This window comes from Nitrospira moscoviensis, from assembly GCF_001273775.1.
Classification (GTDB): domain Bacteria; phylum Nitrospirota; class Nitrospiria; order Nitrospirales; family Nitrospiraceae; genus Nitrospira_D; species Nitrospira_D moscoviensis.
Window position 1 is genome coordinate 4,390,992 of record NZ_CP011801.1, and the last position, 14,597, is coordinate 4,405,588.

Here is a 14,597-nt window from a genome sequence, read left to right on the forward strand (position 1 = left end):
CCCGTGACCACTTGGCTGACATCGCCACCCGCCCTCTCGCTCGCCGAGCCCGCGCGGCCGCAGCCGGACCGGGACACCGGCCCGTCGTTACGCGTGCTCCACCTTTATAAGAGCTGGGCACCGGCCGGCTACGGCGGCGTGGAACAGATGATCGCCACCCTGGGAGTGGGAGCGGGCGCGCATGGGATTGTGAGCCGCGTGGCCTACTTGGGTCCGGGCCGCGGGATCGCCCGCGTGCGTTACCGAGGCATCGGCGCCTATCGCTTTCCGCTGAATCTCCACGTCGCCTCGACGGGACTCTCGCTGTCCTGGGCCGCCGCCTACCCCCGCCTCACTGAGTGGGCCGACGTGCTGCATTTTCATTTCCCCTGGCCCTATGGCGACCTGGTCCACCTCGGGAGCGGCGTCCGGAAGCCGATGCTGGTGACGTACCACTTGGACATTACCCGCCAGCGAATCTTGCGGTGGCTCTACTGGCCGCTGATGCAGCGCTTCTTGCGCCGGGCGGACCTCATCGTCGCGACATCGGAGAACGTCCGGAGGACGAGCTCCGTCCTGCAGCGGTTGGCGCACCGCACGGAGGTGATTCCCTTGGGCGTGGACGACCGGTGCGCGGGTCAGGTGGTGCCCATCCGCCTCGCGCAATGGCGGCATCGCCTGGGCGAGGGCTTCGCGCTGTTCGTCGGCGTGCTGCGGTACTACAAGGGCCTGCCGTATCTGTTGGAGGCCGCGCGGAGCATCCGGGGCCGCATCGTGATTGCAGGGACCGGCCCCTGCGAACGGGCGCTGAAGCGGCAGGCCCGGCGGCTCCGCCTGTCCAACGTCGTGTTCGTCGGCGAAGTCACGGAGGCCGATAAGGAGGCGCTCTACCGTCTGTGCCACGTCTTCGTCTTTCCCTCGCACCTCCGGTCCGAAGGGTTCGGCTTGGCGCTGGTCGAAGCGGCGATGCACGGCAAACCGATGGTCTCCTGCGAAATCGGCACCGGCACGTCGTTTGTGAACCGGCATGGAGAAACCGGCCTGGTCGTGCCGCCGCGCGATCCTGCGGCGTTGAGCGACGCCGTCAACCGCCTCTTGGCCGACCGGTGGGAACGTGACGCCTTCGGACGGAACGCCCGACAGCGTTATGTGGACCGGTTCACGGCCGATGCGATGTCGGCCGCCTATACCACGGTCTATCGCCGCTTGGCGGAAGGAGCGCAGTGATGCAGGCCCTGGCCCGCGGCGCCCATGAGCTGTTGGGAGCGATGAGCCTCAAAGACACCTGGGCCTACTCCGGCCTGCAAGACATCCGGCTGCGGTACCGGCGGTCGTTCCTGGGCCCCTGGTGGCTCACGTTGAGCACGGCCATCACCATCGCCGTGCTGGGGGTGTTGTGGTCGAAGATCTTCGAGATGGACATCGCGGAGTACCTGCCCTTCTTCGCCATCGGCCACGTGATCTGGACGTGGATTTCGGCGCAGTTGAACGACGCCTGCGCGGGCTTCACCCAATTCGAGCACATCATCAAGCAGACCCGCCTGCCGTACCCCACGTATCTCTTGCGGCTCAGCATCCGGCACACGCTCATCCTGGCGCACAACGCCGTCGTGGTGGCGGCCGTGCTGCTCTTCGCCGGCACCGGCTTCCACGCCGTGTCATGGCTGGCGTTGATCGGGGTCGCGCTAGTCTTCGTCATCTGCGTGCTCGTCGCCATCGTGCTCGCGATCGGCTGCGCGCGCTACCGCGATCTGCAGCCGCTGATCGCGAGCGGGCTGCAAATCGCGTTCTTCGTGACGCCGATCCTGTGGCAGCCGGGCGCGCTGCGGTCGGCGGCCTGGATGGCGGAGTTGAATCCCTTGTTCCACTGGATCGAATTGATCCGGCAACCGCTGCTGGGTCACCTGCCGGCGGCCGCGCACTATTGGTGGACCGGCGCCTCGATGGCCGTGCTGGGAGCCGTCTCGCTGTGGCTGTTGGGCCGGGAACGGGACCGCATCGCCTATTGGATGTAGCGACATGGCTTGGATTCACGCCGATCGCATGGTGGTCGAGTTTCCGCTGTACAGCGTCGGGCAGCGCTCGTTCCGGCAGCAGTTGATCCATTCGGCCACCGGCGGGCGCATCGGGCGGCGCGGGGATGTGACGGTCGTGCGGGCGCTGGATGACGTGTCGTTCCGCCTGGGGCCGGGGGACCGGTTGGGCTTGTGGGGCCACAACGGCTCCGGCAAGACGACGCTGCTGCGCGCGATCGCCGGCGTCTATCCGCCGGTGTCCGGCCGCCTGGACGTGTCTGGCCGCATCGCCTCGCTGATCGACTTGAATCTCGGCATGGACGGCGACGCCAGCGGCATCGAAAACATCCGGATGCGCGGCGTGCTCTTGGGCCTGTCGCGGCGGGAAGCGGATCGGCTGCTCGACGACGTGGCGGAGTTCACCGAGCTGGGTGAGTTCCTGTCCATGCCGGTGCGCACCTATTCGAGCGGCATGCACATGCGCTTGGGGTTCGCCATTTCCACGGCGGTCGACGCCGACATCGTGCTCATGGACGAGTGGCTCTCGGTGGGCGACGCCGATTTTCAGAAACGGGCGCAGGACCGGCTGGCGCGCTTTCTGGCCCGCTCCAAGATCCTCGTCCTGGCCTCGCACTCGGAGCCACTGTTGAAAGATATGTGCACCCGGATCGTCCATTTGGACCATGGGCGCATCCAGCATACCTGGGAGCAACGGCCGGCGCATGGCTGTGAACCGATGGAAAGGAGCGAAGAGTCATGGAGACGGTGACGGTTCAATCACCGGTCGGACGGACGGCCGGCGCGGGCGCCGCGGAACCGGCGACGCCGGCCCGGACGGTCGAGCGGCTGCAGCTCGTCTTGCTGGCCGGCGGCCACGTGCGGCAGGACTTCGTGACTCTGATGGACGTGACCTCGCCGGCGATGCTCCCCTACATGGGACGCCCGCTCATTTACATCACCGTGCTGAACTTTCTTCGCGTGGGCGGCCGCGAGGTGCTCGTCGTGATTCCGGAGGGCGAGCGGCGCGTCGAAGCGTTTCTGCGCTCGGCCTTCGGCGGCCGGATTGCGCTCTCGATCGTCCGGGCGCCGAACAGACCCGGGGCGACGCCGTTGCAGTCGCTGGAGGCCGCGTTCGATGCGATGACCAGCGGCGGGACCGTGGACGGGCCCGCGCTGATCTCGCACGGCGACATTTACTACGATCTGGACCGGTTCGAGCCCGGCGAGCGACCGATCGTCTTCACGTCCGGCTACATCGATTCCGACAAGTACTCGTCCATTCATGAGACGCCGGAGGGCTATCTGTTCGAAGAAGCCTGGGCCGGCACCAAATCCGCACGCGGCCCTCGCGCGGAGCCGGCCGCCAGCCATACCGACATCGGCCTCTACTATCTGCCCTCGGTGGGGGGCGCCCATCGCGCGCTCAAGCACGGCGTCAACGCCTCCACCGTGGGCGGCCTGCTGTTTCAGCTCTACGGCCCGCGCGTGACCTTGCAACCGGTCTCAGCCTGGATCGACCTGGGACATTTGGACACGTCCGCCAGAATCAGAACGCACGTGCTGGGAACGCGGGAATGCAACCATCTCGACATCGACGAGATGCGCGGCTTGATTACCAAACGGGGGCGGAACCGGGACAAGCTCCTTCAAGAAATCAATTACTACAACCGGCTGCCCAAAGAGTTGACGGTCTATTTCCCGCGCCTGCTGGAGGCGCAGCTCGGCAAGGAGGTCTCCTACACGATCGAGTACTACGGCTATAAGACGCTTTCCGAGTACCTCGTGTTTTATGAAGTCCCGAAGTCCGTCTGGCAGCAGGTCCTGGTCAAGATCCTCTCCATCCATAAGGCCTTCGCGGCACGCGAGCAGCCGCTCGTGGAGGCGGATCGGGTGTACGACTTTTATTGGAGCAAGACGGAGCAGCGGCTGCAGGACCGCGCCAGGCTCGCGGCGATCGGCCCGTTACTGGAAGCCGAGCGCGTGCGGATCAACGGAGAAGCCTACCCCGGATGGAACGCCTGCCGGCCGGCCCTCCAGCGGCACCTCCGCCGCATCGCGGCCCGCTGCCGGCCCACGATGATCCACGGCGACCTGTGCTGCGGCAACATTTTGTACGACCCGCGCACGAGCCTGATCAAGTTCATCGACCCGCGCGGCGAGTTCTTCGAAGAGGGCTGCGACGGCGACCCGCGCTACGACATGGCGAAGCTGCTCCACTCGTTCCACGGCGGCTATGACTTCATTCTCCATGAGATGTACCAGCTCACGGCGACGGACGACGGGGGCTACGAGCTGACGCTGCTGCGCTCCGGATCCGCCCGCGACGCCGAGTCGGTGCTGTTCGAGTTACTCGCGGGCACCACGGCCTACGACGTGGCGGACGTGAAGCTCCTGGAGGCGCTGCTCTTTCTAACCATGCTCCCGTTTCATTGCGACGACGGCAAACGCCAGGCGGCGTTGTACCTCCGGGGGCTCATGCTCTTGAAGGAAGCGATCGGTGAGAATCTGCCTTGATGTGGACGGCACGCTCTGCGAGCTGAAGAGCCGGCACGACGACTACGCGGCCGTCCGGCCGCTGCCGCACGCCGCCGAATCGATCCGCAAGCTCCGCGCCGCGGGCCACTACGTGATCCTCGCGACGGCGCGTCACATGAAGACCTGCGGCGCGAACGTCGGACTGGTCGTCGCGCGCCAAGGCCAGACGCTGATCGACTGGCTGAGCCGGCACGGCATCGAGTACGACGAGCTGTGGTTCGGGAAACCGCACGCGGATCTCTACGTGGACGACAAGGCGATGGCCTTTCAGGGCAACTGGTTCACGCTCGGCGAAGACGAGCTGCTCCGCCGCGCGGGCGGCTCCGAACGGAAGATGAACCTCGTCGTCGCGATGGCCGGAGCCGGGTCCCGCTTCAGCCGGGCCGGGTACGAGCTGCCGAAACCGCTGATCCCGGCCTTCGGCGAGCCGATGTATCGGCACGCGGTCCGCTCGCTCCCCTTGCACCGGGCCGAAACGCTGATTTGCCTGATCCGGCGCGACGCGCACGCCCCGCTGCTGCGCCGCGACATCGAACGGGTCTTTCACGCCTACCGGCCCGTCGTCGTGGAGCTCGACGAGGTGACGCGCGGACAGGCCGAGACGGTGCTCTACGCCCAGCACCATCTGGCGTTTCATCTGCCCGTCCTCGTGCACAACGCCGACAGCGCGTTCGACGTGCGGAGCTTCGCCGAATTTCCCACCGGCGCCGACGGCGCGCTCCTGCTCTTCCGCGGCGCGGGGAACAAATGGAGCTATGCCGCCATGGACGCCGAGGGGCGCGTGAGCCGGGTGACGGAGAAGGACCCCATTTCGCCCTATGCGTCCACCGGCACCTACTATTTCCGATCGTCGGTCCAGCTCTTCGAGCTCATCGAAGACGCGATCCGCCGGGGCGAGACGGTGAACGGCGAATATTATCTGGGCCCGCTCTACAACCGGATGATCGCCGACGGCGCCGGCGTCCGGGGATATGAAGTCGACCGGTTCATCAGCTTCGGCACGCCGGAGGACCTGGCGTCGGCGGAAGCCGATCCGCTCAATCGCGAGGCCGTCATGCGGCTGGCGGACCGAGCCGCCGTCAAACCCGACCGCGACGGCGCATCCACACCGCAACCGTGAGGAGGTCATGACGATGCCCTTCGAGCGCGAGAAACGAGCCCCGAAAGTCGCCGTCTTGCTCTACGGGATGCTGCGCACGTTCCGCGAGACGGCCGCGTCGTTTCACCGGCACGTCGTCGAGCCAAACAATGCCGACGTCTTCTATTTCGGCCCGGCGCAGTCGGACATCGCGCCGCCATCGCTCAGCGGCCGGGTCGATATCTTCGGCAATCTGAAAGACAATCCCAAAGGCCGCGTGGACCCCGTCCACGGCGTCGACCATGAGGCCTTTGCAGCGGTCTACGGCCCCGCCATGCGGCGCGCTCGCTTTCATCACGTCGATCCGGAGGAGTTCGCCCGCCACGCCGCGGTCGTGGACCGGCGCGAGTGGATCTTCGGCTTGAACCCGGCCCGGCTCTTTTCCATGGTCTACAACATGGAAGGCGTCGTGCATCTGCTCGAAGACTACGAGCGGGAACAGGGCGTCTCCTACGACACGGTGATCGTCACGCGCCCCGACATCGCCTTTTTCTCGCCCATCCGCCCGCGCGTCCGGCCCGGCACGGTGCATCTCCCCAGCGGAGAAGGATTCGACGAATGGGGGCGCAAGCACATGGGCAACGCCCGCCTCCTCTATTATAAGAACGTGGACACGGGCGACTACGTCGAGGGCGGGGACAAGCTGACCTTCAACGATCAGATCCTGGCGTTCGCGCGGCCGGACCTGAGCTGCCTGTCCGGCCTCACCAAGGCCTTCGGCGAGTATCTGGCGCGCAAGGTCCCGGCCAGTCCCGAAACCGTCTTCTATCTGCATTTCTGTCTGCGGCGCGGCCTCAAGCCGAAGCCGCATCCGGAATGGTGCTACCAGATCCAGCGGGCCGGCATGCCGCTCGTCGAAAACGTCGCGGACACCAGCATGATCCGCCTCGTGGACCGCTACCACACGAAGGCGCGGGAGCGATTCAAACAGGATCCTGTCGGCTGCCTGCTGCGGGACGCCAAACACCTGATCAAGCGTGTCGCGCACCGATTGACGCGCTAGCATCGATTCATGACGATCACCGATTCGGACATTACCTTCGTCTTTCAGGGGCCGGTGCTTCCGGGCGCGGGAGGGACGGCGGAATTGGTCCGCTTGACGCGCCGGGCATTCCCCCGCAGTCGCTGCGTGCTCAGCACCTGGACCGGCGCCGACCTGAGCGGCGTCCCGTTCGATCGCGTCGTGCTGTCGCGCGATCCCGGCGGATTGCCTGGCATCAAAGCCAGAGACGGGGCCGGCGAATCGAACAACGTGAACCGCCAGCTGCTGTCGACGCGGCGCGGCTTAGAGGAAGTCGTGACGGACTATGCCGTCAAGATCCGGACGGACTGCGCCCTGGAACATGCCGGATTCCTGGCGACCGCCAACCGCTTTCTCGATGCCGGCGCGGGGCCCCGCATCCTCGCCCCCTCGTTGTTCACCATCGACCCGCTCATGTTCGAGCAGATGCCTTATCATGTCAGCGATTGGTTTCAGTTCGGCCCGACGCCGGCCTTGCAACGGTACTGGTCCGCGCCCTTCATGGCGGAGCAGGACGCCGTGTTCTACGAGCGCCGGCCCCACGCCCGTCATTCGACCTTCATGGACCGGCGCTTCCGCACCCGCTTGGCCGTGGAACAGTATCTCGCGGTGCAGTATGCGGAGCCGCTCGGCTACCCGGTGCCGCAGTATCACAACGACATTGCCGATTCGGTCATGGAGGGACATCGGCGGTTTGTGGCCCGGCATTGGCTGATTGTCGATCCGTGGGATCTCGGTTTGCGGTTTTCGAAGTACCACTGGGCCTACCGGTCCGGATTTCAACGGCTGAACTGCCTGCTCTTCGTCGATTGGTACGGGCTCTATCTCGAAGAGGGCGGCAGGCCGGTGGGCGCGATGCCTGCCCGTCTGCTCGCGCGGCGGCGCATGCAAAAACAAGCGGCGCGGTTGTTGGGACGCTGGATGGACAAAGCGGGACCGCTCCTGTTACGACCGGGGCTGAAGCGGATGGTCAATCGGTTGTTGGCGGTCCTAGCGTGGCAGTCTGAACGGCGTCCCCCGCGGGTCCTCGCCGAGCCGCAGCGTTCGCTCCTGCCTCGTCCATAACAGAGCGCCGCCGCGTCGTCGAAGAAACAGGTCACCAACGATGCCGCCAATGGCCGTGCCATCGCGGCCCCCAATAGGGCGGACCGTAGAGGTAGGGGCCGCCGTAGATCCAGGGTCTGCCGAAGTACAGGCCGAGCCCGATCCCCGGCGGAGCGGCATAGAGGTAGGGAGAGGGATAAGGGACGGGCGCCGGAGCGATGGAAGGCGGACGGTCCGTGAGCTGCCGCTGCAGATCGGCCGCGGCGCGGGACTCGCGGTCGAGCTGACTGCGCAACTCGCCGATCTGCGATTGCTGAGATTGGATCCGTCCTTCCAGTTGACCGATTTTCTCGCGCTGCGACTCGATCATGGCCTGCATGCAGCGCGTCTGCGCTTCCGGACTGTAAGTGGAACATTCCCACGGCACCGACTCGGCGCCGTGCGCTTGTCCGGTCAGCAGCCATAGAGCCGCCAGCATTGCGCTCCCCGCGAGTACGCCGATCCGCCGCCTACGATCCATCTCCATTTACTTCTCCTTACTTCTCTCCGCCCGGTGACTCAGCCTACCACGCGGAGCAGCCGGCTGACAGGTCCTCCTCTGCTATTCCTAACGCGGTCCGGTGCTCGGCGGTTGACGTGTGTCCACAGGCTAGATGAATCCCTAGTAGGCGAATCGCTGCTCATGGGTCAGAACTGTTTTTCGATGGTACTCTGCCGGCGCTGCACAGTCGCAAGCCTCGTCCTCAGTCTGCTGCTGGGGCACTCCCTCAACCTTCCCGCGCAAGCCCCGCCGGTCGCCGCTCCTCCCGGCCCGCAATCGAATCAGCCTCCGCCTGCCGACGCGGAGAAACAGGCCGCCGAGTGGCGCGAGAAACGCGAACAGGCACAGGCCGCATTGAACGCCGTCGGCGCGCCGGCCAAGGCGGCGCCGGAGGCCACCCAGGAAGAGCTGCAAGAGCGGCGGGCGCTGCTCGAACAAATCGTGCGCGGGTACGACCAGCAACTGGGCGATCTGCAGCGGCTGGCCGAAGCGCGCCAGCGCCATGCCGACATCGTGCGGACCAGCAACGAGTGGAAGGGCTTTCCCGAGCCGCCGCCCTATACCGTGTTCCTCGCGGATCAATTGTGGGACGCCGCCTATTCCCTCCGCCTGACGATGGAGGGACTCCAGTCGCAGCTCGAGTTGTTGACGCTGCGCTTCGAGCGGGCGCGCGAGGCGCTCGCGGCGGCCGAGGAGCGGCTGCGGCAGGCGGCGGAACGACTGGAAGCCGTGAAGGATCCGGCGCAGGCCGGGCGCGAGCGCTGGCTGCGCGACCTGGCCGCGCTCCGCGTACAGGCCGCCTCCGTGGCGGTGGGAGCGGCGCAGCTGTCGAACACGCGCGTGGAGGAAGAACTGGCGGACACCAAGGCCCGCCTCGCGTACGAGCAGCGCCGGCTCGAGGCCGTCGCGCCGCACGTGGTCTTCAGTGAAGCCGACCTGGACAACGTCCGCGCCCGCCTCGCGCAGGAACGGCAGCGGCTGGAAGAAGAGCTGGAACAGACACTCGCCGAGCGGCGCCGGCAATCGACGGCGGTGCAGGAAGCCGAGCGGCGCTTCGAAAGTCTCCGGTCCAAGCGTCCCACCCGGAAGACGCCGGCTGCGGAGACGCCGGCCATGGCCCGGGCGAAAGCGGCCGTGGAGTTGGCCCGAGCCCACATGGACAATCTCGTCCTGCAGGGCGATCTGTTGCAGCAACTGATCGACGTCGTGGAAGGTGAGCGCCAGCTGTGGGAGAGCCGCTTCGTCATCACCCACACGGCCGAGCCGGGACAGGCCCGCGACGCCTACCATCGGTTCACGCCGCTCTTCGGCAATTTCCGCGCGGCCCGGGACTACCTGCGCCAGCAAGCCGGGATCGTCGCCGAACAGATCAGCGAGCTCGAGAACCGCCTGCGCCTGGCGTCGAGGCCCCGGCAGCGGGAGCCGCTTCAGCAGCTGGTCCAAGCGTTCCATGCACGGGAAGACGCCTATACGCGCGCGCTGCGCCGGGTGGACGAAGCGGCCCGGTTCATGGAGCGCTGGCGAACCGAATTCAAGGAACAGCAAAAAGAGCTGCCGCTCTCGGCCCATTTCGACGATTGGCTCGCCCGCGCGGCCGGCCTGATCCAGGACCTGTGGAGCTACGAGGTCTTTTCGGCGGAGGACACGATCGAAGTCGAGGGCAAGAAGATCACCGGCCGCCGCAGCGTGACGGTGGGCAAGATTGTGACCGCGCTCGGCATCTTGGTGATCGGCTACGCCGTCTGCCTCTATCTGGCCCGGCTCATCGGCCGGCTGGCCGTCACGCGCCTCGGCATGGCCCCGGAGGTGGCGAACCTCATCCGCCAGTGGAGCCAGGCGTTTCTCGTGACGATCCTGATCGTGGTCAGCTTCATGTGGGTCAAGATCCCGTTGACCATCTTCGCGTTCTTCGGCGGCGCCTTCGCCATCGGCGTCGGGTTCGGCGCCCAAACGCTGTTGAAGAACGTCATCAGCGGCATCCTCGTGCTGATCGAACGGCCGCTGCGTGTCGGAGACTTGATCGAAGTCGACAATGTCCGCGGCCGCGTGACGTCCATCGGTCTGCGCTCCTCGACGGTGAGAGACGCCAAAGGCATGGAGACCTTGATCCCGAACAGCGCCTTCCTCGAACGCCATCTCACCAATTGGACCTATTCCAGCCGCATCAGCCGGTTTTCTCTCCGCCTCGGCGCTCCGTACGGCGCCTCCTCGCAACAGGTCATGGACCTCCTGGCCAATCTTGCCCTTCAGCATCCGCTGGTCTTGAAGCAGCCGCACCCGCAAGTGCTCCTCGACGAATTCGGCGCGCAAGCCCGCATCTTCACGTTGAATTACTGGTTGGAGATCCGGCCCGACGTCGATCCCAGCGAAGTGGCGAGCGAGCTGCGCTTCGCCATCGAGCAGAAGTTCGCGGAAGCGGGGCTGAAAGTACTGCCGGCGGCGTAGTTACGGGGATGCCTCGCTTCGAAGGGGGCTATTAAGGTGCCGGCGCCGGACGGCCGGACACGTGAGCCGGCGCGAGGCGGTGGTTCTTCAACAGGGGGTGAATGCGGGCCCGAAGCTCTTCCTGGATCTCTTCCGGCGGTTTCCTGGCGTCGATCACTTCAAAATGAAATTCCTCCGCCATCTGGTCGAACTCTTTGATCAGCAGGGACTGGTACTTCTTGAAACTGTCGTACAAGTCGGCGCCCAAGCGCAGGTCCATGCCCGATTCCCAGTAGTTCATGCCCGCGGTCTCGATCACCCGCAAGGTCAGCGTATCCACGTCGATGCGGAGATAACAGACGAGATCCGGCACGAGGGCAAAGCCGAAGACGTCCCGGATCCATTGGCGGTCTCCACTCCGCACGAAGTCTCGCGCGAAGGCCGTATAGATGTACCGATCCGCCAGCACGATGAATCCCGAGCGGAGGGCCGGGATGATTTGGTGTTCCAGCCGGTCCGCGAAGTCCGTGGCATAGAGCAGGCTCAGCGACCACCGGTCGAGGATGTTCCCGGCCTTCGCCACTTCGATGGTCTTCGACATGAGGTTGGAGCGCGTCCAGCCGGTGGTGACGACGCCGTAGCCTTGCACCTCCAGCCATTCTTGGAGCAGCTCGATGTGCGTGGATCGGCCGACCCCGTCCGTCCCTTCGATCGCGATCAGCTTGCCTTTGAGGTCACTCGGATTTAGGTAGGTCAAACCGTCGCCAAAATACCGTGCGTCGACCATGGGTTCCCCGCTTGGGTTTGTAATCCTTCAGCGCCTCCGCAACCAGCGCGCGCATTTCATTCTGCTGCGTTTCGATATCCTTCGTCGCATCCATGGTGATCAACCCGTACTCCTCGACGATTTTGTCGTACTGGCTGAGAATGCGCGACTGGAAGATTCGAAAACTTTCCGTGAGATCCTGGCTCAGGCTCATGTCCATGCCGGCTTCATAGTATTTGAATTGCCCGCGCGTGCCGCCCAGCAACCGCGAGATCGCCACGTCGATCGGCACCTTGAAATAGAAGGCCATGTCCGGCCGCACCGAGAAGTTATAGAGCTTGCGGACCCACCGGGGCGACACGCCGCGCACGACATCGCGCGCGAAGGCGGTATAGGCGTAGCGGTCGGCCAGCACCAGCATCCCCGCTTTCAGCGGCGGCATGATGTCGTGGTAGAGACGGCTGGCGAAATCGGTCGCATGGAGCAGGCTGAACGTGGTCGGCGTCAGCGTCTTGGCCTTCTTGCCCCGCTTGGTCGTGTCTTTGACGAGCCGGGAGGAATTCCATTCCGTAAAGAACACCTTATGCCCTTGCGACTCCAGCCACTTGTGCAACAGCAACAGTTGCGTGCTCTTGCCGGACCCGTCGATGCCTTCGACGATGATCAGCTTGCCGGGATACGGGTGCGGTATCGACATCGACACCGTGGAGGCAGGGTCGGTCATGCCGTGGCCTCCTCTTGAGCGGCGACCCGATACACGACCGGCCGGCGGAACACCTGCTCCAAGAGATCCGCCCGGCCTTTGGCCGCCCACGTCTCCAATTCCGCATCGCCCGACACGAACAACACGATCGTGATCGTCGGGCCGAGCCGGACGTTCAAGGTCTGCACGATCGAGAAATGGGTCCGGTCCAGGGCATCGGCCACCCGCAGCAGGGCCGAGAGAATCCGGATCGTGCGCCGATGTCTCGGCGTGAGACTGTCATACGGCGCGTGCTTGCTCGCGGGCAACGCGCGGCGGTGATACCGGGCGATGTTCGCGATGAGCTCGATCTCCTCGGCGGTAAAGCCGGTCAGGTCGCTGTGTTTGATCACGTAATAGCTGTGTTTGTGGTGCTGCCGGACGTTGATGAGGTAGCCCACGTCGTGCAGCATGGCGGCATATTCCAACCAGGCACGCTCCGCGTCTCCCAGACCGTGGAGCCGCTTGGTTTGGTCGAAGAGGCGGAGCGCCAGGCTGGCGACGTGGAGCGAGTGGACTTCGGGCGCATGGCAGCGCCGCACCAGCGCCAACACGCTCCGCCGCCGCACGTCGGGGATGTCGCGCTCGGCCTGGATCTTGTCCTGATGTTTGGCAATGAAGTCGAAGATGACCCCTTCGCGGATGGCTTTGTCGCAGACCGTGAGCTCGTCGGCTTGCACCAGCTCCAGCAGGCGGCGCAGGACCATCACGGCCGGGAACAAGGTATCCACCCGTTTGGGATCGAGCCCCGGAATCGCCAGCCGCGCCCTCGTCGACGAGCGCGCCAGCAGCTGTTCGAGCTCACTGAGCTCCTTCTGAGTGACCGTGGCCAGATTCTGTTGCAGCAGCGGCCGGCCGGTCCGCTGCAAATGAATGACTTCCGCCAGATTCCCCGCCATCCCGGAGGTGGCGATCACGGCGGCGAACCGCTTCACCTTGCACGGCTCCAACGCCGCCTTGAGCTGGCGCGTGACCTCCCCTTCCAGGCGCTGCCGCATGGCGTCGGACGGCGGCGTCTTCGGCAGATATTCCTCCACAACGCGGATGGCGCCCAGCTTCAAACTCTTGGCGTACAACAGCGACTGCCTGGTGCCCACCATCAGTTCCACCGAGCCGCCGCCGATATCGACGACCAGCACCGGCTCGTCGGTGAGCGCGATCCCATGCCGGACTCCCAGGAAGATGAGACGAGCTTCTTCGAGACCGCTGATGACGCGGACGTGCAAGCCGGTCTGTTCCGCCACCGCCCCGATGAACACGCCTCCGTTGCGCGCCTCCCGCACCGCGCTGGTGGCCACCGCCTCGATTCGATCGAATCCCTTGTTGCGCGCGAGCGTGACGAGGGTGCGGATGACCTCCAAACCCCGAACCATCGCCCGCTCCGACAGACTGCGGTCGGCGAACGCCCCATCTCCCAACCGACACATATCCTTGTACCGGTCGACGATCTGATAGCTCCCATCCGGCTGGATGTCCGCCAGGACCATGTGGATCGAATTGGAGCCGATATCGATAACGGCGAGCTTGGACATAACGATCTCACTCTAATGCCGGAGACCTTGACCAACAAGGCGCGGCAGGAACGATAGTGAACAGAGCGAGAACTGTTTTAAAAAAACAATTAAGGGAACCAAGAATAATTATGGGAACTTAAAATAAATACGGAAACTTTTTGACCAGCCGGTTTACCTGCCGTCTTTCCCAATCTCTTCTGTTGGCTAGTTCCCCCTTGCTTGCTCCAGAAACGATGCTATAACAGCCTTCGCATTGCACATGGGTTGCTTTTCATTAACTCATCGACTGAATTCATATTTCTCATGAAAGATCGCGAACGTCAGCTACGCTTTGGGAGACACCTTCGTCGGCTTCGTGAAGAACGAACCCTCGGCCTACGTGAGTTAGCGCGCGAGGTTTCGACTCTTCTCAGAGGACGCGGCCTTTCTGCCACCTATTTGAGCGCAATTGAAAACGGAGCAAAACCTGCGCCCCGTCCGAAGGTCCTAAAGGCATTAGCCCACGTTTTAGCAGTCAGCCCCGCCGAAATTGAATGGCTAGCGCGAGGATGGCATGTCGAATTGTTGTCACGTCACCTCTCCTCTCACGCCGCATACGGGTCCCTGCTAAGACAAATGCGGCAACGTAAGGCCTCGAGGCCTGAGCTGTTAAGCGCCCTAGCGGCTATTCAAGCAGAGATTCCGCTCAAAACGAACGAAGCATGTATTCTGCATTTTGATAGTGGAGGCGAGGTCTTGATAGTAACCAGGCCCAGCAGATCATCTCTTCAGTCCATTGTCGACCCTGAAGAGGAACTCGTTTGTCTGCCAGAGTGATAGTTTTTTCTTGACTCAAGTGTATACTTTTAGTGTACACTTCTGGGGGCACTGAACAGGGT

Annotated in this window: 13 protein-coding genes; 9 read left to right on the plus strand and 4 right to left on the minus strand. The window is 64.4% G+C overall.

Annotated elements, in window-relative coordinates:
• Positions 1–3 precede the first annotated feature (3 nt).
• From NITMOv2_RS21385 to NITMOv2_RS21415, 7 genes are read left to right on the plus strand one after another with little or no spacing between them, the layout of a single operon-like run.
• Complete coding sequence (locus tag NITMOv2_RS21385; protein WP_202967284.1) at positions 4–1,206, plus strand: glycosyltransferase; 1,203 nt, start codon at positions 4–6, stop codon at positions 1,204–1,206.
• A complete protein-coding gene (locus NITMOv2_RS21390) occupies positions 1,206–1,994 on the plus strand; it encodes an ABC transporter permease (protein WP_202967285.1) in 789 nt (262 codons plus the stop codon). The genes NITMOv2_RS21385 and NITMOv2_RS21390 overlap by 1 nt, the downstream gene beginning before the upstream one ends.
• Positions 1,995–1,998: 4 nt before the next feature.
• A complete protein-coding gene (locus tag NITMOv2_RS21395) occupies positions 1,999–2,763 on the plus strand; it encodes an ABC transporter ATP-binding protein (RefSeq protein WP_053381786.1) in 765 nt (254 codons plus the stop codon).
• Entirely contained in the window at positions 2,751–4,508 is a 1,758-nt protein-coding gene (locus tag NITMOv2_RS21400; protein WP_053381787.1) for a phosphotransferase, read from the plus strand. The genes NITMOv2_RS21395 and NITMOv2_RS21400 overlap by 13 nt, the downstream gene beginning before the upstream one ends.
• Positions 4,492–5,649, plus strand: coding sequence for a sugar phosphate nucleotidyltransferase (locus NITMOv2_RS24145; RefSeq protein WP_187299301.1), 1,158 nt, complete (start codon positions 4,492–4,494; stop codon positions 5,647–5,649). The genes NITMOv2_RS21400 and NITMOv2_RS24145 overlap by 17 nt, the downstream gene beginning before the upstream one ends.
• A gap of 7 nt (positions 5,650–5,656) precedes the next feature.
• Entirely contained in the window at positions 5,657–6,670 is a 1,014-nt protein-coding gene (locus tag NITMOv2_RS21410; RefSeq protein ID WP_053381789.1) for a hypothetical protein, read from the plus strand.
• A gap of 9 nt (positions 6,671–6,679) precedes the next feature.
• Positions 6,680–7,753 (plus strand): WavE lipopolysaccharide synthesis family protein, encoded by a 1,074-nt coding sequence (locus NITMOv2_RS21415; protein WP_053381790.1) that lies wholly within the window; start codon positions 6,680–6,682, stop codon positions 7,751–7,753.
• 31 nt (positions 7,754–7,784) lie between these two features.
• Here the strand turns inward: NITMOv2_RS21415 and NITMOv2_RS21420 are convergent, their stop codons facing one another.
• Entirely contained in the window at positions 7,785–8,258 is a 474-nt protein-coding gene (locus NITMOv2_RS21420; RefSeq protein WP_053381791.1) for a hypothetical protein, read from the minus strand.
• Between the two features lie 156 nt (positions 8,259–8,414).
• On the opposite strand from NITMOv2_RS21420, the gene NITMOv2_RS21425 reads away from it, so the two are divergent.
• The gene (locus tag NITMOv2_RS21425) at positions 8,415–10,718 is read left to right on the plus strand and encodes a mechanosensitive ion channel domain-containing protein (RefSeq protein WP_053381792.1); all 2,304 of its coding nucleotides are present in this window, start codon (positions 8,415–8,417) and stop codon (positions 10,716–10,718) included.
• Positions 10,719–10,749: 31 nt separating this feature from the next.
• On the opposite strand, the gene NITMOv2_RS21430 is transcribed toward NITMOv2_RS21425, so the two are convergent.
• Genes NITMOv2_RS21430 through NITMOv2_RS21440 form a run of 3 tightly spaced genes read right to left on the minus strand, consistent with a single transcriptional unit; the run spans position 10,750 to position 13,737 of the window.
• Positions 10,750–11,484, minus strand: coding sequence for a dTMP kinase (locus NITMOv2_RS21430; protein WP_053381793.1), 735 nt, complete (start codon positions 11,482–11,484; stop codon positions 10,750–10,752).
• Entirely contained in the window at positions 11,432–12,187 is a 756-nt protein-coding gene (locus NITMOv2_RS21435) for a dTMP kinase (RefSeq protein WP_202967286.1), read from the minus strand. Before NITMOv2_RS21435 ends, NITMOv2_RS21430 begins: the two co-directional genes overlap by 53 nt.
• Positions 12,184–13,737, minus strand: a complete 1,554-nt coding sequence (locus tag NITMOv2_RS21440; RefSeq protein WP_053381794.1) for a Ppx/GppA phosphatase family protein — start codon at positions 13,735–13,737, stop codon at positions 12,184–12,186. Before NITMOv2_RS21440 ends, NITMOv2_RS21435 begins: the two co-directional genes overlap by 4 nt.
• Before the next feature lie 285 nt (positions 13,738–14,022).
• Here NITMOv2_RS21440 and NITMOv2_RS25235 point away from each other — a divergent pair, with 285 nt between their 5' ends.
• Positions 14,023–14,535: a helix-turn-helix domain-containing protein gene (locus NITMOv2_RS25235; protein ID WP_083447634.1), complete on the plus strand. Its 513-nt coding sequence runs from the start codon at positions 14,023–14,025 to the stop codon at positions 14,533–14,535.
• Positions 14,536–14,597: the final 62 nt, after the last annotated feature.

What these genes read in the sequence shown, in the direction of transcription:
- NITMOv2_RS21395 (WP_053381786.1), top strand. Translation starts at nt 1,999, where the DNA reads ATGGCTTGGATTCACGCCGATCGCATGGTGGTCGAGTTTCCGCTGTAC.
- NITMOv2_RS21390 (WP_202967285.1), top strand. Translation starts at nt 1,206, where the DNA reads ATGCAGGCCCTGGCCCGCGGCGCCCATGAGCTGTTGGGAGCGATGAGC.
- NITMOv2_RS21420 (WP_053381791.1), bottom strand. Translation starts at nt 8,258, where the DNA reads ATGGAGATGGATCGTAGGCGGCGGATCGGCGTACTCGCGGGGAGCGCA.
- NITMOv2_RS21430 (WP_053381793.1), bottom strand. Translation starts at nt 11,484, where the DNA reads ATGGTCGACGCACGGTATTTTGGCGACGGTTTGACCTACCTAAATCCG.
- NITMOv2_RS21440 (WP_053381794.1), bottom strand. Translation starts at nt 13,737, where the DNA reads ATGTCCAAGCTCGCCGTTATCGATATCGGCTCCAATTCGATCCACATG.
- NITMOv2_RS21410 (WP_053381789.1), top strand. Translation starts at nt 5,657, where the DNA reads ATGACGATGCCCTTCGAGCGCGAGAAACGAGCCCCGAAAGTCGCCGTC.
- NITMOv2_RS21435 (WP_202967286.1), bottom strand. Translation starts at nt 12,187, where the DNA reads ATGACCGACCCTGCCTCCACGGTGTCGATGTCGATACCGCACCCGTAT.
- NITMOv2_RS21400 (WP_053381787.1), top strand. Translation starts at nt 2,751, where the DNA reads ATGGAGACGGTGACGGTTCAATCACCGGTCGGACGGACGGCCGGCGCG.
- NITMOv2_RS21425 (WP_053381792.1), top strand. Translation starts at nt 8,415, where the DNA reads ATGGGTCAGAACTGTTTTTCGATGGTACTCTGCCGGCGCTGCACAGTC.
- NITMOv2_RS21415 (WP_053381790.1), top strand. Translation starts at nt 6,680, where the DNA reads ATGACGATCACCGATTCGGACATTACCTTCGTCTTTCAGGGGCCGGTG.
- NITMOv2_RS25235 (WP_083447634.1), top strand. Translation starts at nt 14,023, where the DNA reads ATGAAAGATCGCGAACGTCAGCTACGCTTTGGGAGACACCTTCGTCGG.